This is a genomic window from Leifsonia sp. KNZ12-8B, from assembly GCF_056755495.1.
Genome location: NZ_JBPGXM010000027.1, coordinates 12,949 through 32,876 on the forward strand (window position 1 = coordinate 12,949; position 19,928 = coordinate 32,876).

The 19,928-nt window shown below is 72.0% G+C and carries 18 protein-coding genes; 6 read left to right on the top strand and 12 right to left on the bottom strand.

All coding sequences use genetic code 11. The features are described 5' to 3' along the window. Positions 1–22: 22 nt before the first annotated feature. The gene (locus ACR9ZG_RS06440; RefSeq protein WP_481283997.1) at positions 23–892 is read right to left on the bottom strand and encodes an aldo/keto reductase; all 870 of its coding nucleotides are present in this window, start codon (positions 890–892) and stop codon (positions 23–25) included. 62 nt (positions 893–954) lie between these two features. Then, on the bottom strand, positions 955–4,656 hold the full coding sequence (locus tag ACR9ZG_RS06445) for a proline dehydrogenase family protein (protein WP_481283998.1): 3,702 nt from the start codon (positions 4,654–4,656) through the stop codon (positions 955–957). A 113-nt stretch (positions 4,657–4,769) separates the two neighbouring features. Here ACR9ZG_RS06445 and ACR9ZG_RS06450 point away from each other — a divergent pair, with 113 nt between their 5' ends. Continuing rightward, the gene (locus ACR9ZG_RS06450; protein WP_481283999.1) at positions 4,770–6,362 is read left to right on the top strand and encodes a phytoene desaturase family protein; all 1,593 of its coding nucleotides are present in this window, start codon (positions 4,770–4,772) and stop codon (positions 6,360–6,362) included. Positions 6,363–6,461: 99 nt separating this feature from the next. After that, a complete protein-coding gene (locus tag ACR9ZG_RS06455) occupies positions 6,462–7,016 on the top strand; it encodes an SRPBCC domain-containing protein (RefSeq protein ID WP_481284000.1) in 555 nt (184 codons plus the stop codon). 59 nt (positions 7,017–7,075) lie between these two features. On the opposite strand, the gene ACR9ZG_RS06460 is transcribed toward ACR9ZG_RS06455, so the two are convergent. Together ACR9ZG_RS06460 and ACR9ZG_RS06465 are read right to left on the bottom strand one after the other, a co-directional pair. Continuing rightward, a complete protein-coding gene (locus tag ACR9ZG_RS06460) occupies positions 7,076–8,032 on the bottom strand; it encodes a DNA-3-methyladenine glycosylase family protein (protein ID WP_481284001.1) in 957 nt (318 codons plus the stop codon). Positions 8,033–8,078: 46 nt separating this feature from the next. After that, a complete protein-coding gene (locus ACR9ZG_RS06465; RefSeq protein ID WP_481284014.1) occupies positions 8,079–8,624 on the bottom strand; it encodes a thioesterase family protein in 546 nt (181 codons plus the stop codon). 141 nt (positions 8,625–8,765) lie between these two features. On the opposite strand from ACR9ZG_RS06465, the gene ACR9ZG_RS06470 reads away from it, so the two are divergent. Both ACR9ZG_RS06470 and ACR9ZG_RS06475 read left to right on the top strand, forming a co-directional pair. Then, complete coding sequence (locus ACR9ZG_RS06470) at positions 8,766–9,563, top strand: MBL fold metallo-hydrolase (protein ID WP_481284002.1); 798 nt, start codon at positions 8,766–8,768, stop codon at positions 9,561–9,563. Positions 9,564–9,617: 54 nt separating this feature from the next. Further along, positions 9,618–9,905 (top strand): hypothetical protein, encoded by a 288-nt coding sequence (locus ACR9ZG_RS06475; protein ID WP_481284003.1) that lies wholly within the window; start codon positions 9,618–9,620, stop codon positions 9,903–9,905. A 5-nt stretch (positions 9,906–9,910) separates the two neighbouring features. On the opposite strand, the gene ACR9ZG_RS06480 is transcribed toward ACR9ZG_RS06475, so the two are convergent. Genes ACR9ZG_RS06480 through ACR9ZG_RS06490 form a run of 3 tightly spaced genes read right to left on the bottom strand, consistent with a single transcriptional unit; the run spans position 9,911 to position 12,433 of the window. Then, positions 9,911–10,165, bottom strand: coding sequence for a DUF3072 domain-containing protein (locus tag ACR9ZG_RS06480; RefSeq protein WP_481284004.1), 255 nt, complete (start codon positions 10,163–10,165; stop codon positions 9,911–9,913). Positions 10,166–10,191: 26 nt separating this feature from the next. Further along, a complete protein-coding gene (gene menD / locus ACR9ZG_RS06485; protein ID WP_481284015.1) occupies positions 10,192–12,084 on the bottom strand; it encodes a 2-succinyl-5-enolpyruvyl-6-hydroxy-3-cyclohexene-1-carboxylic-acid synthase in 1,893 nt (630 codons plus the stop codon). Beyond that, entirely contained in the window at positions 12,077–12,433 is a 357-nt protein-coding gene (locus ACR9ZG_RS06490) for a PLD nuclease N-terminal domain-containing protein (RefSeq protein WP_481284005.1), read from the bottom strand. Before ACR9ZG_RS06490 ends, menD begins: the two co-directional genes overlap by 8 nt. Before the next feature lie 42 nt (positions 12,434–12,475). Here ACR9ZG_RS06490 and ACR9ZG_RS06495 point away from each other — a divergent pair, with 42 nt between their 5' ends. After that, a complete protein-coding gene (locus ACR9ZG_RS06495; RefSeq protein ID WP_481284006.1) occupies positions 12,476–12,814 on the top strand; it encodes a DUF4229 domain-containing protein in 339 nt (112 codons plus the stop codon). Here ACR9ZG_RS06495 and ACR9ZG_RS06500 read toward each other — a convergent pair. The 3 genes from ACR9ZG_RS06500 to ACR9ZG_RS06510 are packed head-to-tail and all read right to left on the bottom strand — an operon-like array spanning position 12,776 to position 15,952. Continuing rightward, a complete protein-coding gene (locus tag ACR9ZG_RS06500) occupies positions 12,776–13,759 on the bottom strand; it encodes a 1,4-dihydroxy-2-naphthoate polyprenyltransferase (protein ID WP_481284007.1) in 984 nt (327 codons plus the stop codon). The two genes, ACR9ZG_RS06495 and ACR9ZG_RS06500, sit on opposite strands and share 39 nt — an antisense overlap. Positions 13,760–13,785: 26 nt before the next feature. Then, positions 13,786–15,006, bottom strand: a complete 1,221-nt coding sequence (locus tag ACR9ZG_RS06505; protein WP_481284008.1) for an AMP-binding protein — start codon at positions 15,004–15,006, stop codon at positions 13,786–13,788. 34 nt (positions 15,007–15,040) lie between these two features. Continuing rightward, positions 15,041–15,952: a 1,4-dihydroxy-2-naphthoyl-CoA synthase gene (locus tag ACR9ZG_RS06510; RefSeq protein WP_481284009.1), complete on the bottom strand. Its 912-nt coding sequence runs from the start codon at positions 15,950–15,952 to the stop codon at positions 15,041–15,043. A 56-nt stretch (positions 15,953–16,008) separates the two neighbouring features. On the opposite strand from ACR9ZG_RS06510, the gene ACR9ZG_RS06515 reads away from it, so the two are divergent. Continuing rightward, on the top strand, positions 16,009–17,001 hold the full coding sequence (locus ACR9ZG_RS06515) for an o-succinylbenzoate synthase (protein ID WP_481284010.1): 993 nt from the start codon (positions 16,009–16,011) through the stop codon (positions 16,999–17,001). A gap of 50 nt (positions 17,002–17,051) precedes the next feature. On the opposite strand, the gene ACR9ZG_RS06520 is transcribed toward ACR9ZG_RS06515, so the two are convergent. After that, positions 17,052–18,071 (bottom strand): HAD-IIA family hydrolase, encoded by a 1,020-nt coding sequence (locus tag ACR9ZG_RS06520; RefSeq protein ID WP_481284011.1) that lies wholly within the window; start codon positions 18,069–18,071, stop codon positions 17,052–17,054. Then, positions 18,046–19,764, bottom strand: a complete 1,719-nt coding sequence (locus ACR9ZG_RS06525; protein ID WP_481284012.1) for a hypothetical protein — start codon at positions 19,762–19,764, stop codon at positions 18,046–18,048. The genes ACR9ZG_RS06520 and ACR9ZG_RS06525 overlap by 26 nt, the downstream gene beginning before the upstream one ends. Between the last annotated feature and the right edge of the window lie 164 nt (positions 19,765–19,928).

Genomic DNA, 19,928 nt, shown 5'->3' on the forward strand with positions numbered 1-19,928 from the left:
GCCGACGGAGTCCTCGCCCGCGTCAGTGCCCGGAGCGGTCCGAGTCCACCCCGGCGTCCGGGCCCTGGTCGAGGGTGTCGAGTGCGGCCAGGTCGTCCTCGTCCAGCTCGAAGTCGAAGATCGCGAGGTTCTGTGCCATCCGCTCCGGGCTCTTGGACTTGGGGATCGCGACCAGCCCGTTCTGCACGTGCCAGCGCAGCACGATCTGCCCGGGTGTCCGGCCGTGCTTCTCCGCCAGCTCCGCCAGCACCGGTGCGGACAGCAGGTCGCCCGATCCTCCGCCGATGGGGCTCCACGACTCGGTCACGATGCCGTGCTCGGCGTCGTACGCGCGCTGCTCGCGGCGCTGGATGGCCGGGCTCAGCTCGATCTGGTTCACCGCCGGTACGACCCCCGTCTCGGCGATCAGCCGGTCCAGGTGCGCGGGCTTGAAATTGGAGACACCGATCGCCCGCGCCTTGCCCTGCTCGCGCAGCGTGATGAACGTCTCCCAGGTCGAGACGAACTGGTCGCGGGCCGGGAGCGGCCAGTGGATGAGCAGGAGGTCGACGTAGTCGAGCCCCAGCTTGCGGAGGCTCTCGTCGAGGCCGCCGATCGCCTTGTCGTCGCCCTGGTAGTGGCCGTCGAGCTTGGTGGTGACGAACCACTCCTCGCGGGCGATCCCGCTGCCCGCGACGCCGCGGCCGACGCCGGTCTCGTTGCCGTACTTCGCCGCCGTGTCGACGTGCCGGTACCCGATGCCGGCGGCCTCGATCACCGCCCGCTCGACCTCGCGGTCGTCGAGCGGCCAGGTCCCGAGCCCGAGCTGCGGGATGCTGCCGCCCGAGTTGAGCGGGACCGCCGGGACGCCCGGCGCGGCAGCAGGAACGGAGGAGCTCTCGGAAGTCGTCATGTGCCTCAGCGTACGCCCGCCCGATCCGGTCGGATCCCGTCGGATGGCGGTCGCGACAGCCGTCAGATCACCCCCTCCGACAGCCGGGTCGGGTTGCCGAACCGGTGGTTGGTGATCGAGATGGCCTGTTCGTGGAGGAACGGCAGCACCTCCACCCGCCCGGACGCCGTCACCGGCCCCGCGTAGATCGCGACGTCGGGACTCCCGCCGAGCGCCGCCGCCAGCGCAGTGCGGTCGCCGCCGATGAGCCGGATACGATGTGCCGCCACCTTGTGCGAGCGGACGCGCGACAGCCAGTGCGCATCCGACTCCACGACCACGTCGACCTCCCGGTCCTTCAGCACCTGGTGCACGGCACGTGGCAGGGCGGTCGCGGTGCTGACGCTGAACCGGGACCGGGCGACCGTCCCGGCCGCCATGATCCGCAGCAGCTCCGGGAGCGTCGCGCCCTCGGAGAGCCGGATCGTGACCGGCACCGGCCGGTACCGGAACAGGTTGCGCTCGACACCCAGCCCGGACACGTCCTTCACCCGGTGGTACTCGGTCGCGACGGCGATGGCGTCGCTCAGCGCCGAACGCCGGACCAGGTCGAATGCCGCGTAGTCCATCGACGCCTGACCCGACTCGATGAGCTGCGTCACCCGCGGCTCCAGCCCTCGCAGGTGGAGGCTGCGGCTCGACTGCCCCTGCTCGGGCTCCCACGAGCCGAGCCCGATGAGGTAGTTCGGGCCGCCCGCCTTGGCGCCCGCCCCGACGGACGACCGTTTCCAGCCGCCGAACGGCTGACGCCGCACGATCGCACCCGTGATCCCGCGGTTCACGTACAGGTTCCCCGCCTCGACGGTGTCGAGCCAGAGCCCGAGCTCCTCCGACTCCAGGGAGTGGAGCCCGGCGGTGAGCCCGTACTCGATGGCGTTCTGGTAGCGGATGGCCTCCTCGAGCGTGCGCGCGGTCATGATCCCGAGGACCGGCCCGAAGAACTCGGTGAGGTGGAAGTACGAGCCCGGTTGGACACCCGCGCGAATGCCCGGCGACCACAGCCGCCCGGTGGCGTCGAGCGGCTTCGGTTCGACCAGCCACTCCTCCCCGGCGCCGAGGGAGGTGAGGGCGTGCGCCAGCTTGCCGGAAGCGGGCTCGATCAGCGGCCCCATCTGGCTCGTCGGGTCGCTCGGATAGCCCACGCGCAGGCTGGTGGTCGCATCGATCAGCTGGTTGCGGAATCGTTCCGACCGGGCCATCGACCCGACGAGGATGACCAGGCTGGCCGCCGAGCACTTCTGCCCGGCGTGCCCGAACGCACTCTTGACGATGTCCGCCACGGCGAGATCGATGTCGGCGCTCGGCGTGACGACGATCGCGTTCTTGCCACTCGTCTCGGCCAGCAGCGGCAGGTCGGGCCGCCAGGACCGGAACAGGCGCGCCGTGTCGAAGGACCCGGTGAGGATCACGCGGTCGACGCGCGGGTCCGCGACCAGCCGCTGACCGAGGTCGTCCTCCGCCACGTCGATGAGCCGGAGCAGGTTGTGCGGGATGCCCGCCTCCCAGAGCGCCTCCACCATCACGGCTCCCGACCGCCGGGCTTGCGGGGCCGGTTTGATGATGACGCCGCTGCCCGCGGCGAGCGCCGCCAGGACCGAGCCGGCCGGGATGGCGACCGGGAAGTTCCACGGCGGGGTGACGACGGTGAGCGCCAATGGCACGAACCGCGCGCCCTGCACGGTGTCGAGCTCACGCGCGAGGGTCGCGTAGTAGTGGGCGAAGTCGACCGCCTCGCTGACCTCGGGGTCGGCCTCGGCGATGGTCTTGCCCGTCTCAGACGCCATCACCTCGATCAGCCGGTCACGGTTGGCCTCGAGGGCGTGCCCGGCACGGTCGATGATCGCGGCGCGCTCGGCCCCGCTGCGCGCTCCCCACTCCGCTCCGGCGGCGCGCACGCTCTGGATGGCCGCCTCCAGCCGCCGCTCGTCGGATATGACGGCCGCGGCGATGGTCGCTGCGCCGATGTCGGAGTCGGCCGACCGCGCGAGGATCCGGCGCCCCCAGGCACGGTTCGCGGGCAGCGACGGATCGGTGTCCGGGGCGTTGCGGAAGTCCCCGGCCGGCGCAGTGGAAGGCGCAGTGACATCCGCAGTGACATCCGCTGCGGCGTCCCCGCTGCGGCCGAGCATCGCTCCGTCGAGCGCCCCGGTCTCCCCGAGCCCACTCGATCCGCGCGTAAGTCCGAGCACCACGCTGGTCAGCCCCTCGGCCTCGTGGGCCGGGCCGGCATCCTCCGAGGGTTCCTCGGGAGCGGCCGGCGGCCGGGTGAGGGACGGTGCCGTCGCCTCTTCCCGCTCGTGCGTGCGGTCCTGCTGCCGGTTGGGCAGCGGAGCGGCGCCGCGCGGCAGCGAGTCGGCCTCCAGCTGAGCGACGGAGGCGAGGAAGCGCTCTCGTTCGCGCTCGAAGGCCGACGGGTCGCTCCCCAGCTCGAACACCGACGACATGAAGTTCTCGGGGCTGGCATTCTCCTCCAGCCGCCGGACCAGGTACGAGATCGCCACGTCGAACTCGTGCGGATCCACGACGGGCGTGTAGAGCAGGAGCTGCCCCACCGTCCGCTTGACGACCTCCGCCTGCGCGGTCGCCATCCCGAGGAGCATCTCGAAGTCGACGCGCTCCGTGACCCCGCGGCGCGAGGCCAGGAGCCAGGCGTACGCGACGTCGAAGAGGTTGTGACCGGCCACCCCGAGCGTGACGGCGTACGTGTGCTCCGGCGTGAGGGCCCAGTCGAGCACGCGCTTGTAGTTGGCGTCGGTCGACTGCTTGTCGCCGTAAGTCGCGAGCGGCCAGCCGTGCAACGCCGCGTCCACGCGCTCCATCGCGAGGTTGGCGCCCTTGACCAGGCGGACCTTCACCGTCGCTCCACCGGCGATCCGCCGCTCCGTCGCCCACTCGGTGAGCCTCTGCAGGGCGTCCAGCGCGTCGGGGAGGTACGCCTGCAGCACGATCCCCGCCTCGAGGTTCATCAGCTGCGGCCGGCTGAGCAGGTCCATGAACACCGCGAGCGTCAGATCGAGGTCGCGGTACTCCTCCATGTCGAGGTTGATGAACTTGGGCGTCGGGGAGGCGGCGGCCAGTTCGTACAGCGGCAGCAGCCGCGCGACGACACGGTCGACGTTCTCGTCGAACGCCCACATCGACAGCTGCGGGACGATCGACGACACCTTGATCGAGACGTAGTCGACATCGTCGCGCGCCAGCAGCGCACGCGTGCCCTCGAGTCTGCGAGCCGCCTCGGCCTCGCCGAGCACCGCCTCACCGAGGAGGTTGAGGTTCAGCCGCACATCGCCCGACGACCGCAGCCGCTCGATCGACGGACCCAGCCGGTCGGGCGTCGCGTCGACCACCAGGTGACCGACCATGCGCCGCAGCACCCGGCGCGCGATCGGCACCACCAGCCAGGGCAGCACCGGCCCGAACACCCCGCCCAGCCACAGGGCGAGACGGAGGTACCAGGGCAGGAACGACGGGATGCCCTTGGCGACCCGCTGCAGGTTGTACCCCGCCACGAAGAGATCCTGCGGCCGCGCCACCCCGTCGACGAACCCGACGGCGAACTCCAGCCCGTGCGGATCGCGCAGCACCCCCGCCAGCCGCTCGGCCGCCGGGTCGGCATGGGCCGATTCGCCCCGCGCGCTCTCGGCCAGCCAGGTGCGCACGAGCTCCACGGCCTCCTGAGCCAGCTGAGCCGGGCGCGTCTCGACCCCGTCCGTGTGTTCCACCATGCCTCGACTGTATTCGTCCGCCGCACGCCCGACGAAGGGGCGGGCGCAAGTCGTGGACAACTCCCATCGAACCCCCTCCTGTGGACGCAGAAGGGACGCTTTAGGCTCGTTCCATGACCGACCTCGCCTCGTCCTCCCACGCCTCCGCCCCCTCCCACGACGTGGTGATCGTCGGCGGCGGGCACAACGGGCTGACGGCCGCGGCGTACCTGGCTCGGGCGGGCAGGAGCGTCATCCTCCTGGAGCGGCTGGACGATGTCGGCGGCGCGGCCGTGAGCGCCCAGGCGTTCCCCGGGGTGGAGGCGCGCCTCTCGCGCTACTCCTACCTCGTGAGCCTGCTCCCGCAGCGGATCATCGACGATCTGGGTCTCGACATCCGGCTCGCCCACCGCCGCTACTCCTCGTACACGCCTGTTCCCGGCCACCCAGAGACCGGGCTGCTCGTCGACAACACCGACGCAGAGGCGACCGCCGCCTCCTTCGCCAGGGTCGGCGCCGCCGCCGATGCCGAGGCGTTCGACGCCTTCTACGCGTCGACCGGCGCGGCAGCCCGCGCCCTCTGGCCGACGGTCACCGAGCCGCTGCTGACGCGCTCCGAGGCCCGCGCGCTGGTCGGCGACGACGAGCTGTGGGAGGCGCTGATCGAGCGGCCGATCGGCGAGGTCATCGAGTCCCGCCTGACGAGCGACCTGGTGCGCGGCGTGGTCGCGACCGACGCCCTGATCGGCACCTTCGCGAGCCTGTCCGACCCCGAGCTGGCGCAGAACCGGTGCTTCCTGTACCACGTGATCGGCCAGGGCACCGGCCAGTGGGACGTCCCCATCGGCGGCATGGGCGCCGTCACCGGCGAGCTCGCGCGCGTGGCCAGAGAGGCGGGTGCCCGCATCGTCACCGGCGCCGAGGTCACGGCCATCCACCCCGACGGCAGCGTCGAGTACGTGCGCAACGGCCACGAGCGGAGGGTGGAGGGCCGGCACGTGCTGGTCAACGCGGCCCCGGACGTGCTCGACGCGCTCCTCGGCGAGCGGCCCGAGCCTCCTCGTCCCCGAGCCGAGGGCGCGCAGGTCAAGGTGAACCTCCTGTTGAAGCGCCTCCCCCGCCTGCGCGACGAGTCCGTCTCGCCCGAGGCGGCCTTCGGCGGCACCTTCCACATCAACGAGACGTACACCCAGCTGGAGGAGGCGTACTCCGGGATGGTCCGCGGCGTCATGCCCGACCTCCTCCCCTGCGAGATCTACTGCCACACCCTCGCCGACCCGACCATCCTCGACCCCGAGCTCGCCGAGTCCGGCGCCCAGACGATCACCGTCTTCGGCCTGCACACGCCCGACCGCTGGCTCACCGACGAGAACAACGACGCGACCAGGCAGCGGCTGCAGGATGCCGTGATCGCCTCCCTGAACTCCGTGCTCGCCGAGCCGGTCGAGAGCCTCCTGCTCACCGACGCCGACGGCCGGCCCTGCATCGAGACCAAGACGACGCGCGACCTGGAGCGTGCGCTCAACATGCCGGGCGGCAACATCTTCCACGGCCCGCTCTCCTGGCCGTTCGCCGAGGACGGCGACCCGCTCGACACCCCGGCCCAGCGCTGGGGCGTCGCCACGCGCCATCCGCGCATCCTGCTGTGCGGCTCGGGCGCCCGTCGCGGCGGCGCGGTCAGCGGGCTGGGCGGGCACAACGCCGCGATGGCGGTGCTCGAGGGCTGAGCGCCGCGGCGGAGGGGTCACCGCGAGAGGCCCCTGCCGGTTTCGCGTTCGCATGACTAAGGTGAGGGTCATCGGGGACTGACTCACCGGGAGGTCACCATGCAGCCGCAACCGACAGGTCGACTGGTCCGCAAGGACGACGGCGTCTACGTGGTCGTGGACCGCATCCTGCGAGCGCCGATCGAGGAGGTGTGGGCCTACTTCAGCCGCAGCGGCTATCTGCAGCAGTGGATCGGCGAGTTCACCGGCACCCCGCGGACGGGCGCGGTGAAGTTCCGCATGACCGCGGAGGCCGCCGACGCCCCGTGGGAGGACGTCGCCATCATGGAGTGCGCCGCCCCGCACCGCCTCCACATCGACGTCGGCCACGGGGGCGAATCGCGGCGCATGTACGTGCACCTGACGGAGGCGAGCGGCCACACGACCGTGACCTTCGGCCAGCGCCTGCGCACACTGACCGGCGAGGCCGACATCGGAGTCGGATGGGACTACTACCTCGATCGGATGCTGGCGGCCCACGACGGGCGCCCGCTCCCGCGCTGGGATGACTACTACCCCAGCATGCTGGAGCACTACGAGACCCTGTGCCGCGAGATGTCGCAGGACATCAGGACGGAGCACGCCGCCGCCCACCGCGACGGCACCCTCGGCTGACTCTCAGGGCCGCGCCCAGCATCGCCCGCTCAGTGCCACCCGCTCAGCACCACCCGGGCTCAGTGCCAGCGGTGGTCCTGCACGGTCATCCGCGGCCCGCGGCGCTGGAAGCGGAACCCGCTGGCGAAGATCAGCCGCACCACCCGCTGACGGTGTCCGGCCCACGGCTCCAGCAGCTCGAGCATCCCGTCGTCGTCGACGCGCCTGCCGATCAGCGCCTCACCGACCTGATGGGCCAGGTGGTAGTCGCCGACGCTGACCAGGTCGGGGTGGCCGTGCGACCGCTGCAGCGTCTCCGCCGCCGTCCAGAGGCCGACCCCCGGCACCGTCTGCAGCGCGGCCGCCGCCTCGTCGAGCGTGGAGGCGCGCTCGGCGGCACGCTCCAGCGACCGGCCGACCGCGATCACGGCCTGCGCGGTCCGGGCGCGCCGCGGGTCGACGCCCGCCCGGTGCCAGTCCCAGGACGGGATGCCGCGCCACTGCTCCAGTGTCGGCACCACCCGCATGCCGTCGGGTGCCGGCCCGGGAGCGGGCTCGCCGTACCAGCGCAGCAGCCGCGCCCACGACCGGTACGCCTCGAGGCTGGTCACGCGCTGCTCGATGATCGCCGGAAGCAGCGCCTCCAGCGCCTGCCCCGTCCGGGCCAACCGCAGTCCGGGGTTGCGGTGGAGGCTGTCGCGCAGCAGCCGGTGACCGCTCACGTCGAGGCCGGCCCAGTCGTCCTCGCTGCCGAGCAGCCGCGGGACGCCCGCGATCGCCCACTCCGCGCCCGGACCCCACGCGGCCGCGGCGATGGACCCGTCGGCGGCAGGGCGCAGGACGCGGAGCGTCGCCGGTCCGTGCGGCGTGCGCCAGGTGCGCCACATCCCGCGCAGGTCCCACTGCGTCGTCGGGTCGTACGGCCCGCGCCCGAGGAGCGCGAGGGTGCCGGGCATGTCGACCGGCTGCGCCGGGCGGTAGACCGTCTCGGCCGCCGGCTCCGCCCGCGAGGCGGGAGCGGGGAGCACGGCGGACATGGACGGCATGCTACGTCACGCGCCTGACAGTGGCGACGTCACCACGTCACTCGCTCCACACGCTGGGCGCCTCCACGCGGGTGGAGGGCAGTGCGGCCTCGACGCCCCACTCGCGCAGCCACTCGGGCACCGTGACGTCGGTCGGCGACGGTCCCACGGCCTCCAGCAGCTCCGCGATGGTGACGACCCCGCCGCCGCGCTTGAGGAAGCGCCCGCGGATGAACGCCTGCGTGTAGATCTCGCCGTCGACGGTGAACCGCTGCTCCACGTAGACGGCCTTCTCGTCGAACCCGAGGATGCGCGACTCCACCACGAACGGCTGCCACAGCTCCAGCGACTTCCGGAACGAGATCGTCTCGGACGCGACGACCGGGTACCAGCCCCTCCGCTTGAAGATCGCCCACACCCCGTTGCGCGAGAGCATGTCGAACCGCCCGATGTCGGCGATCGACAGGTACACGCCGTTGTTCATGTGGTTCAGGATGTCGAGGTCCGTCGGCAGCACCCGGAACCGCGTGCGCGCGACATCCCAGTGACCGAGTCGCGGACCGAACTTCGACAGGAGGAAGTGGAGCATCGTCCGGAAGATCATGTGCACGCCGCCAGGGTAACCATTCCTCAACGGCACCGCCCGATCGTTGTAGGGAGCCGATAATCCGAAGGCGCGTCAAGCGGCTCGGGATTGTGTCGGTGGTCGCCAGAACCCGCCGCCGACCCCCTCTATGCTGACCCCATGCAGGTGGGCACGATCCGGGTGGACCCGGTCTCGGACGGCGCTTTCGTCGCGCGTCCCTCCTACTTCCACCCCGATGCGACCGCCGGCGCCGAGCCAGGCCTGTTCGACCGGGCGGGCGCCGCCTGGCTGCCGATCGGCTGCTTCCTGGTGCGAACCGGTGACCGCGTCGTCCTCGTGGATGCCGGCCTCGGCCCCGACATGCAGTCCCTGCCCGACGCGATGTGGCTCGTCGGCGGCCAGCTCCTGACCGGCCTCCGCGCCCTCGGCGTGCGGCCGCATCACATCACCGACGTGATCTGCACGCACTTCCACGCCGATCACGTCGGCTGGCTGTTCGACCTGGCCTCACGCCCGGTCTTCCCGTCTGCCACGATCTGGTTCGGCGCGGACGACTGGGACCACTTCGTCGACGGCCCCGGCGAGATGGCGCCCCACATCGAGGCCGGCCTGCGGTCGCTCCCGCCGTCGGTCCTCCGCCCGCTGAGCACGCGCGCGGAGGTCGCCCCCGGAGTGGAGGCCGTGCCGGCGCCCGGTCACACCCCCGGCCACCTCTGCGTCGCGATCTCGTCGGCGGGGCGGCGCGTCCTTCTGCTGGGCGACGCCATCACCGCCCCCGAGCAGCTGGCCGAGGCGGGCTGGCACTCGATGGGCGACGTGGATGCGGAGCTCGCCGAGCAGACCCGCCGCTCCCTCTGCGGCCTCCTCGCCGAACCCGGGGTCACCGGCGCCGGAGCGCACTTCCCCGAGCTCCGCTTCGGAGCGGTCGCGGGAGGCCGCTGGCGGCCCGGGGACTGACCTGCTGTCCGGTTCGTTCACCCTCGCGTCACCTCGCCGTGGCACGGTCTGCGCATGTCGATGTCCGAACCGTTCCTCCCCGCGCACGAGCCCCGCGACGAGCCGGATCCGCGCGAGCACAATCTGGACCGCGACGTGGACGTCCTCCAGCCTGCGAACCGCACCCACGGCGCCGCCGATGTCCGCTCGCGCGACGCCGGCCCGGACGCGGACAGCGACCCGGTCCACGTCGACGCTCCGCGGCCTCCCTTCCGCACCCCGACCGCGGGCGACAGCCTGACGCCGGAGGAGCTCGCCGACGACCTGGCCGACGACGAGCGGCGCGCCGACCCCGGCCGCTAGGCGCCTCAGCCCTGCCCGCGCCCGGTCTTCTGCTGCAGCCGGTCGATCTCGGTCGACGCCTGAGCCTTGGTCAGGTCTGCCGGCAGTTCCTCACCGGCCTCGCGCGCCAGGGTGTCGAGGTAGCTGCGCTGCGACGCCGTCATGGGCTCGTCGCCGGTGACCCACTCCGCCGGGTCCTTGCTGGCGGGGTTCTGCTCGTCCGTTCCGCGCGCCCCCAGGACGTCGTCGCCGGCCGGGCTCTGCTCGCTGTTGTCGCTCATGGCGAGCACAGTACCCTCGACCCCCGTCACCGGGTCAGCGGGACCTCGACGATGCTCAGGCCGGGCGGAGGCGCCGACAACGCCTGGTCCAGCTCGCCCTTCGTGCGCGCCACGCGGTGGTCCCACCCGTAGGCCGCGGCGAGCGCCGCGAGGCCGACCTGCTGCGGCGTGTAGAGCACTCGGTCGAACGCCGTCGCCGGTGCGGATGCAGCCACCTCGAGCCCGTCGAAGATGGTGCCGCCGCCGTCGTTCCCGACCACGACCTGCACGTGCGGGCGCGTCTCTCCGGAACCGAGCAGCAGCGACCCGACGTCGTGCAGCAGCGCGAGGTCGCCGAGCAGCACGCGCGTCACGCCGCCGGGAGCGTCGGTCGCCGCCGCGGCCGACTGGCTCGCGATCGCGATTCCCAGGGCCGTCGACACCGTGCCGTCGATCCCGGCGAGGCCGCGGTTGGCGTGCACACGGATCCGCTTGCCCGGCGCGATCCGGTCGAGGTCCCTGATCAGCCGGGAGGCGCCGAGCACCAGCCGGTCGTGGGGCCAGCTGTAGCGCCAGAGCGCCTCGGCGAGGAGGGGGCGGGTGATGGGGGCGCGCACGGCGGCGAGCTCGGCCTTCGCGAACGCGAGCGCGTCCGCCGGGTCGTAGGAGCGTGCCTTGTCGACGTCGGGCGCGGCGGCAGCGGGGTCCCCCGCCTGTGCCGACTGCTCGAGGAGGCGACGGCTGGCGAACACCCAGCTGCCGACCCAGCCGCGCACCTCCGGCGAGCGGAGGTCGACGTCGGGAGGCTGGACGCCGCCGACGATGCGCGCCCGGTGTCCGGGGTTGTACGCCTGGCGACCCGTCGGCGCGACGACGACGACCTCCACGTCCGGCCGGGTGAGGAGCACGGGCACCTCACGGCTGAGCGTCGGATGCCCGAACACGATCGCGCGCTCGACGCGACCGCCGAAGGTCTCCTCGCGGAGCAGTTCACGGTACGCCGGCACCAGGTTGGGTCCGAACCGCGAACCGCTCGACACCTCCGCGAGCAGCGGGAACCCGCCTTCGCGGGCGAGCCGCTCGGCCTCCTCGCCGGCGTCCGCCCCGGCGATCACCACGGTCCGGGGACCGGCGTCGAGGTGCAGGATGTCACGGTCGAGCGCCTCCGGACCGGCGACCGCCCGCAGCGACCCGCCCACCAGCCCGTCGAGCGCGGGCACCGCGACCGAGAGCGGCTCCCGCAACCCGACGTTCAGGTGCACGGGTCCCGGGTCGGCCGTCTGAGCGCCCACGGCGGCTTCCACCGCGCCGACCGCGAGCGCGTCGGCCCGCGCACGCTCGTCCTCCGCGCCGGTGGGAGCCTCGACGTCCTCCGACCAGCGGACCACCTCACCGTAGAGCCCGTCCTGCTGGGTCGTCTGATTCGAGCGGATGCCGCGCAGCTCGGCGGGCCGGTCCGCCGTGAGCACGATCAGCGGGATGCCCGCTTCGTGCGCCTCCAGCACCGCGGGGTGGAGGTTGGCGGTGGCCGTCCCGCTCGTGGTGATGACGACCGCGGGAGCGCCGGTCTCGCGCGCCAGCCCCAGCGCGAGGAACCCGCCGACCCGCTCGTCGATCCGGACGTGGAGGCGCGCCGCCCCGCTCCGCTCCAGCTCGGCGGCGACGAGCGCCAGCGCCTGAGAACGCGAGCCAGGGCTCACGACGAGGTCCCGCACGCCCGCGCGGATCAGCCCGCCGAGGAGCGCGATCGAGAAGTCGGTCGCCGGATTCCCGGTGCTCGGGAGGTCGATGGATGCGGTGCCCGCGGATGCGGTGCCCGCGGATGCGGTGCCCGTGGATGCGGCACCCGTGGATGCGTCGTCGCTGTTCGCGGTGCCGCTGGATGCCGTCTCGATGTTCGCGGTGTCGGAGGCCGGAGCCGTCGTGGGGCGGTCACCCATCCCGTCGGCCGGTTTGGTCGGGGTCGGTGCCGTTGTCATCGAGTTCCGCGAGCTCCTTCTCGAGCTGGCGGATCCTCTCCTCCTGGTCGTGGTCGAGCTTGAGCTTGCCCAGGAACTCGGGATCGTCATCCGGTGCGGACACGCGGCGTTGCGCGGCGGAGCCGCGACGCCCTCGGCCGATCAGGAACCAGAGGACTCCACCGATGACGGGGAAGAGGATGATGACCAGAAGCCACAGGGGCTTGGGTAGGCCGCGCACTCGCGAACGGTCGAAAAGGGCGCAGTCTGCCACCGAATAGATGTAGAAAACCGCGGCAGCGACGCCGAGGACTATCCAGAGGCGAACCATGCGTCAATCGTAACTCTCAGGGTGCGTGCCTAAGCTGTGAGGGTGAAGCGGATTCCCTCCTGGTTGACCTACACCGTGCTGCGCCTGCTGGTGTTCGCGGTGCCGCTCGCCATCCTGCTTCTGGTCGGCGTGGTCTGGTGGCTGGCCGTCATCGCCGCCGCCCTGATCGGCCTGTGCCTCTCGTACATCTTCCTGAGCCGCCCGCGGAACGCGGTGTCGTCCGAGCTCTACGCCGCCCGCCACCGTGAGAAGCCTGCCCCGTCCGCCGACGCCGACGCCGAGGACGCCGCCATCGACGGCGCCACCATCGACGACGCGACCATCGACGGCGCCACCGTCACCTCAGAACGCGAAGGCCGCTCCGAGCGCGATTCCGACTAGCAGCCCCGTCATGCTGGTGAGCTGCAGAGCCGTGACCAGCTCACGGGGCGTCTTGGCGAAGATCGCGATGACGCACGCGGGGATCGCCGCGAGCAACGCGAACATCCCGTACCAGGCGATCGGGTAGAACAGCGCCAGCGCGGCGAGGATGACGAACGGCACCAGCAGCAGCACGCAGAACGCGATGCGCGAGCCCACGCGCCCGAGCAGCACGGCGAGGGTGCGCTTGCCGGCCTGCTTGTCCGGCTCGATGTCGCGGATGTTGTTGACCATCAGCACCGCGCAGGCGATGAGCCCGGCGATGATCGCGCCGTACCAGGCCTCCTGGTTGACTGTGCCCGCGAGCATGTAGGTGGTCCCGGCTGTGGCCACGAGCCCGAAGAACACGAAGACGAAGACCTCGCCGAGGCCGTAGTACCCGTACGGCCGCTTGCCTCCGGTGTAGAACCACGCGGCCGCGATGGCCGCCGCGCCCACGAGGAGCACCCACCAGTGCTGGGTGAGGATCACCAGCACGAGCCCCGCGACGGCCGCCAGTCCGAAGAACACCAGCGCGACCGTGAGCACCTTTCGCGGCGCCGCCTTGCCCGAGCCGGTCAGGCGCCCCGGACCGACGCGGAACTCGTCCGTTCCGCGCACGCCGTCGGAGTAATCGTTCGCGTAGTTGACGCCGATCTGCAGCAGCACAGCGACCGCGAGGCAGAGCAGCGAGCGGACAGGATGCCACACCCCCGGCCCCTCGGCCACCTTCGCCGCACCGACGCCGATGAGGACGGGAGCGATGGCCAGCGGAAGCGTCCGGATGCGCGCCCCGGCGATCCAGTCGGAGGCGGTCGCAGGCTTCACCGCAGTGGACACGGCTCCCGGCCGACCGCTCCTGCCCCCGCGCGGCCCCCTGGCCGGCGTCGGCGTCATCCGCTGCATTCGAGGCTTGTTCTGGCTCATCACAGTGCGAATCGTAACAACATCGCCTATGCCCCTGACCCCGCGCGGGAGCCCGCCGGACCGCCGTCCGATTCACCGCCCCGCCGTGCCAGCTCCTCTACTCGACGCCGATCAGGCTTCCCGCTGCTCAGCTGCGGGATCGCCGCCACCCGCAGGATCCGCGCCGGCGCCGCGGCACGCCCCAACCGTCCCGCGACGACCTCGCGCACCACCGCGAGCTCCCGCGACCCGGCAACAGCACGCTCCACCGCCGATTCCTCGCCGACCACGACCACGGGCACCTGCCCCCACTGCGGATCGTCCACCCCGACCACGACAGCGCCGGCGAGCCCGTCGATGCCGCGCACCACCGCCTCCACGGCATCGAGCAACACTTTCTCGCCACCGGAGATGATGACGTTGTCCGCCCTCCCCAGGACGGTCACCCGCCCCTCCTCGACCCGACCGAGATCGCCCGTCCGGTACCAGCGCAGCCCATCGTGCTCGTAGAAGGCCGCGGCCGTCCGCGCCGGATCGCCGACGTACCCCTCTGCCAGGGTGGGACCGCTGATCTCGAGCATCCCGTCGACCTCTCGCGCGACGGTCGGCCCGATCGGAACGCCGTCGTAGACGCATCCTCCTGCCGTCTCGCTCGACCCGTACGTGCTCAGGATGCGCGCCCCGAGCGCCTCCGCCCTCTCGCGCAACACCGGCGTGAGGGCCTGCCCGCCGACCAGGATGCCGTCGAAGCGCCGCACAGCATCGGTCACCCGGCTGCTCCCCGCCTCCGCCGCTTCCACCAGCCGTGAGAGCTGAACCGGGACCAACGACGTGAAGCGGAGGTCGTGCTCCATCTCAGCGGCGACCGCCGCGAACCGCTCCGCATCGAAATGCCCGCTCCCGTAGACGACCGGCTCGGTCTCGGCCGCGAGCGACCTCACCAGCACCTGCACGCCCGCCACATAGTGGGCCGGCAGTGCCAGCAGCCACTGTCCTTGACCACCCATGGCGCCCGCGGATGCGGCCGCGCTCGCCAGCAGCGCGTCCGTCGACAGCGCGACGCGTTTCGGCACCCCGGTCGACCCGGAGGTCTCGATCACCACCGAGATGTTCTGCGCGACCCGCTCATCCTCGGCCGGCCACCCGCCACCCGGCGCCGCGCCCGAACGCGGGACCACGGCCGGCCCTGCTCCGGCCAGCGCCGCCCGCAACGCCACCAGCACCTCCTCCGGGCGCTCGGCGTCGACCACCCGCACCGCCCGCGTCATCGCCGCCCCCGCACAGCCCCCGGCGATCGCACACTCAGTACTGCCATGGGAACGGCGACCAGTCCGGCGACCGCTTCTCGAGGAACGAGTCGCGCCCCTCCACGGCCTCATCGGTCCCGTAGGCGAGCCGGGTCGCCTCGCCCGCGAACACCTGCTGCCCCACCATGCCGTCGTCAACCGCGTTGAACGCGAACTTCAGCATCCGGATGGCCGTCGGCGACTTGCCCATGATCTCCCTGGCCCACTCGAGCGCCGTATTCTCGAGCTCGGCGTGCGGCACGACCGCGTTGACGGCGCCCATCTCGTACGCCCGCTGCGCGGAGTACTCCCGCGCGAGGAAGAACACCTCCCGCGCCAGCTTCTGACCGATCTGCCGGGCGTAATAGGCGCTGCCATACCCTCCGTCGAACGACCCGACGTCGGCGTCCGTCTGCTTGAACCGTGCGTGCTCGGCACTCGCCAGCGTCAGGTCGCACACGGCGTGGAGGGAGTGCCCGCCGCCGGCCGCCCACCCGGGCACGACGGCGATCACCACCTTCGGCATGAAGCGGATCAGCCGCTGCACCTCGAGGATGTGCAGCCGCCCGCTGCGCGCCGCGTCGATGCTGCTCGCCGTCTCACCCTCCGCGTACTTGTACCCGTCACGGCCGCGGATGCGCTGATCGCCACCCGAGCAGAACGCCCACCCGCCGTCCTTCGGGCTCGGCCCGTTCCCCGTCAGCAGCACGACGCCGATGCGCGGATTCGTGCGCGCATCCTCGAGGGCGGCGTACAGCTCGTCGACCGTGTGGGGGCGGAACGCGTTGCGCACCTCCGGCCGGTTGAACGCCACGCGGGCGATCCGACCCGACACGTCGTGATGGTAGGTGATATCGGTCAGCGACCCGAAACCGGGCGCGGGCCGCCATTGCGACGGGTCGAAGATCTCTGAGACTGCTGCTGACATGCCCCCAGCCTACGATCGGCCGCTCCGCGCCGATCAGCGCGTGCCAAACTTGTGGGATGGTGCCAGAGCTCGCCGACCTGTTGACAACCGCGCGAGTCGTGACGCTTCCGATGGTGGCCCGCTTCCGCGGCATCACCGCGCGAGAGGCCGTCCTCTTCGAAGGTCCTCAGGGCTGGACCGAGTTCTCACCCTTCATCGAGTACGCCGACGAAGAGGCGGCCGCCTGGCTGCATGCGGCCATCGACTTCGGCTGGCGGGAGGCGCCCGCTCCGCTCCGCGACACCATCCCGGTGAATGCGACGGTGCCCGCCATCCCCGCCGCGGACGTCGCCGCGGTACTCGACCGCTATCCCGGTGCCCGCACCGCCAAGGTGAAGGTCGCGGAGCCCGGGCAGACGCTGCAGGACGACGTCGCCCGCGTACGGGCCGTGCGCGAGCGACTCGGGCCAGAGGGCCGGATCCGCGTGGACGCGAACGCACTGTGGAACGTCGACGAGGCCGAGCACGCCATCCACTCACTGGCGCCCTACGACCTCGAGTACGTCGAGCAGCCGTGCGCATCGGTGGAGGAGCTGGCCGAGATCCGCACGCGCACCCGCTACATGGACATCCCGATCGCGGCCGACGAGAGCGTGCGCAAGGCGTCCGACCCGCTGGCCGTGGCCCGCGCCGGCGCCGCCGACATTCTGATCGTGAAGGCGCAGCCGCTCGGCGGGGTGCATTCGGCGCTGCGCATCGTGGCCGAGGCCGGCCTTCCCGTCGTCGTCTCGAGCGCCATCGACACGTCCGTCGGCATCGCGATGGGCGCGCACCTGGCCGCCGCGGTGCCCGAGCTGACATTCGACTGCGGGCTCGGGACGGTCGCGATGTTCACCACGGACGTCGCCGACCAGCCGCTCATCCCCGTGGACGGACGGATCCCCGTCACGCGCCCGTCGGTGTCGTCCGCGCGCCTCGCTCAGCTGGAGTCGCCCTCCGACCGTCGCGATTGGTGGCTCGATCGAGTGCGGCGCTGCTACCGCCTCCTCGAACGGTCCACAGCACTCTGACCGCCGGAAGCCGGCCGCTCAGCTGTACGTGCACTCAGCTGTAGGGGCGCTCAGCTGTACAGGCGCTCCGGGACCTCCAGGCCGTAGATCGCACGGCCGGAGTTCCAGATCGCCGCGCTGGCGGCGCGCAGCAGGTCGAGCTCGTCGGACCCCTCGCTCAGGATGCGGACGTCGTTCCCCTCGATCGCGACCTTCGCCTCGCCGACCGTGACCGTGCCGTTCTTGGCGATCTGCGTCTCGGGATATGGCTCCGTGAGCTGGCGGAGATCCCTCAGGATGTACGTCGGTCGCGACTCGGCGTCCGCCGCCAGCAGCTGCTTCGCGCCATCGATGCCCGTGAGCACCAGGACGGAGGCGATGCCGGCGCGGTTGGCGCCCAGGATGTCGGTGTCGAGGCGGTCGCCGATGAAGAGCGGATGCTGCGCTCCGAAGCGGGCGACGGCCTCCTCGAAGATCGCGACCTCGGGCTTGCCGGCCACGAGCGGGAGTCGTCCCGCAGCGGTGTGGACCGCCGACACCAACGTGCCGTTGCCCGGGGCGATCCCGCGAGCGACGGGGATGGTCCAGTCGGTGTTGGTGGCGATCCACGGACGCTCGGTGTCCGACCGGCCCTGCAGCGCGAACGCCGCCTCCGCGAGCTGCTCCCAGCCCACGTCGGGTGCGAAGCCCTGGATGACCGCGGCAGGCTCGTCATCGGCCGACCGCGTCACGCTGAAGCCGCCCTTCTGCACCTCGTCGACGAGCCCATCGCCTCCGACCACCAGGATGGTGGAGCCGGGATCGACGTGCTGGCTCAGCAGCCGCACGGCCGCCTGCGGCGACGTAACCACGTCAGCCGGTTGCACCGAGAGTCCCAGCTCGGTGAGGTGCTGGGCGACGGAGGCGTCCGTCCGGGAAGCGTTGTTCGTGATGTAACCGACTCGCACGGTTTCCGCCGCGCTGTTAAGGCTCTCCACGGCGTAAGGGATGGCGTCCGGCCCCTTGTAGACGACCCCGTCGAGGTCGGCCAGGACCACATCGACACCGTCGAGCGGTGCCACCGGCTCACTCCTCCGTCGGAACAGCGCCATCCTGCTGGTCACCTTCCTGGCTCTCGCCCTCTGCCCGGTCTTCGTGCTCGTCCGCAGCCGCGTCATTGGTCTCGTCGTCCGCGAAGACGCCCTCGGGGAGGAAGTCCTCCTCGACGATGTCCATCGTCTCGTGCTCACCGGCGGAGGTGGCCTCGTCGAGCGCCGCCTCTGCCCGCAGCGCTCGCGTGCGCCATGTCTCGGCGTCTGCGTGCCGGCCGAGCTCCTCGAGGACCTCCGCGTACGCGTGGAAAAGGTCGGGGCTCCAGCTGAAGGCACGGTCCGGGTCGAGCTGCGGGATCTCGAGTTCCGCGAGCGCGGCTTCCGGCTGCCCCTGATCGAGGCGAGCGCCCGACATCGCGATCGCGAGGGACACCTGCACATCGTTCGGGAGGCTGGATCGCTCCACCGACCGGCCGAGCTCGAGCGCGCGGTCCGGTCGCCCGACGCCGCGCTCGCTGTCGACCATCAGCGGAAGCTGGTCGTTGGAGCCGGAGATGCGCCGATACGTCCGTAGCTCCCGCAGCGCGAGCGCGAAGTCGCCGGTCGCGTACGCCGTGATGGCGAGCGTCTCGCGCACGACGGCGATGCGGCCGGCCCGCCGCGCGGCGGACAGCGCGTGCAGGTGGGCGAGTCCGGGATCCTCTTCGATGAGACGCGAGGCCATGACGAGGTGCCGAGCGACCCAGTCGGCGTTGTCCTTGCTCAACGATTTGAGCTCGACGCGCGCCGCCTTGTCCAGATCGCGGGCCTCGACGCTCTCGGGGATCTCGGGGTCGTCGTGGCGCGGACGGACCGCGCGCAACTCGCGGGCGCGAGCCGCCTCGGCGTCTTCCTGGAACTCGCGATCGCGAGCGTCCCGATCGCCCCGCGCGGGACGGCCGCCGCGCGTCCACAGCTTGTCGTCGCCACGACCGCGCGAAGCCCCGCGCGTTACCCCGCCGCGCTCACCACGCTCCGAACGGTCGAAGGACCCGGTGCGGCGGTCGCCACGGGGCGCCGCGCCGCGGGATTCGTACTTCGCGTCGTGGCCGCCGCGTCCGTCACGGTCACGGCTCGGCCGACGGTCTCCCCCAGCCGTGCGGTCGCCGCTGGACCAGCGGTTGCCGTCCGTGTTCCGGTCGCCGGAAGCCCTGCGGTCGCCGGCAGCCCTGCGGTCGCCGCCCGACCAGCGGTCGCCGCTAGCCGTGCGGTCGCCGCTCGACCAGCGGTCGCCGGACGCACGACGAGGGTTGCTGTCGCCACGCTCCCAGCGGTCCCCACCTGCACGGCGGGCACCGCCTCCATCCCGACCACCAGCAGCACCGCGCGGTCCACCGGTACCGCGAGCACCGCCCCAGCCGGAGCCGGAACGGCCGGCATCGCGGCGGTCGCCCTGCCGTGCGCGATCGCCGCCACCGCTGTAGCTGTTGTCGCCGTTCAGACGCCTGTCGCCGCCCGGCCGCTTATCACCGGTCGAGCGCTTGTCTCCGCTCGAACGCTTGTCTCCGCCCGGCCGGCCGCGCTCCGCGCCCCGTCGGTCGCCGCTCCAGCCGCCTTCGCCCCTCGGGGCGCCACTTCGCGAGGCGCCGCCCCGTGGTGCGCCGGATCGGCCTCCGCGATCGTCGCGCGCGCGGTCGTTCCGGTCGCCCGAATCGCGGCGCTGACGGGAGCCCCGGGACCGGTCGTTGTCGTCGTCTGCCGGATTGTCCGTCACAACTGCTCCTATCGAAATGCCGGAAGGCCCGGCGGCGGGTTCTCGCTCCGCGCGGCATCAACGCCTGCGGCGCACATTGGACCTGTTAACGGAAAATGGCCACCCAGCACTGGGTGGCCATTTCACGAAGAAGTCCGGCGGTGTCCTACTCTCCCACAGGGTCC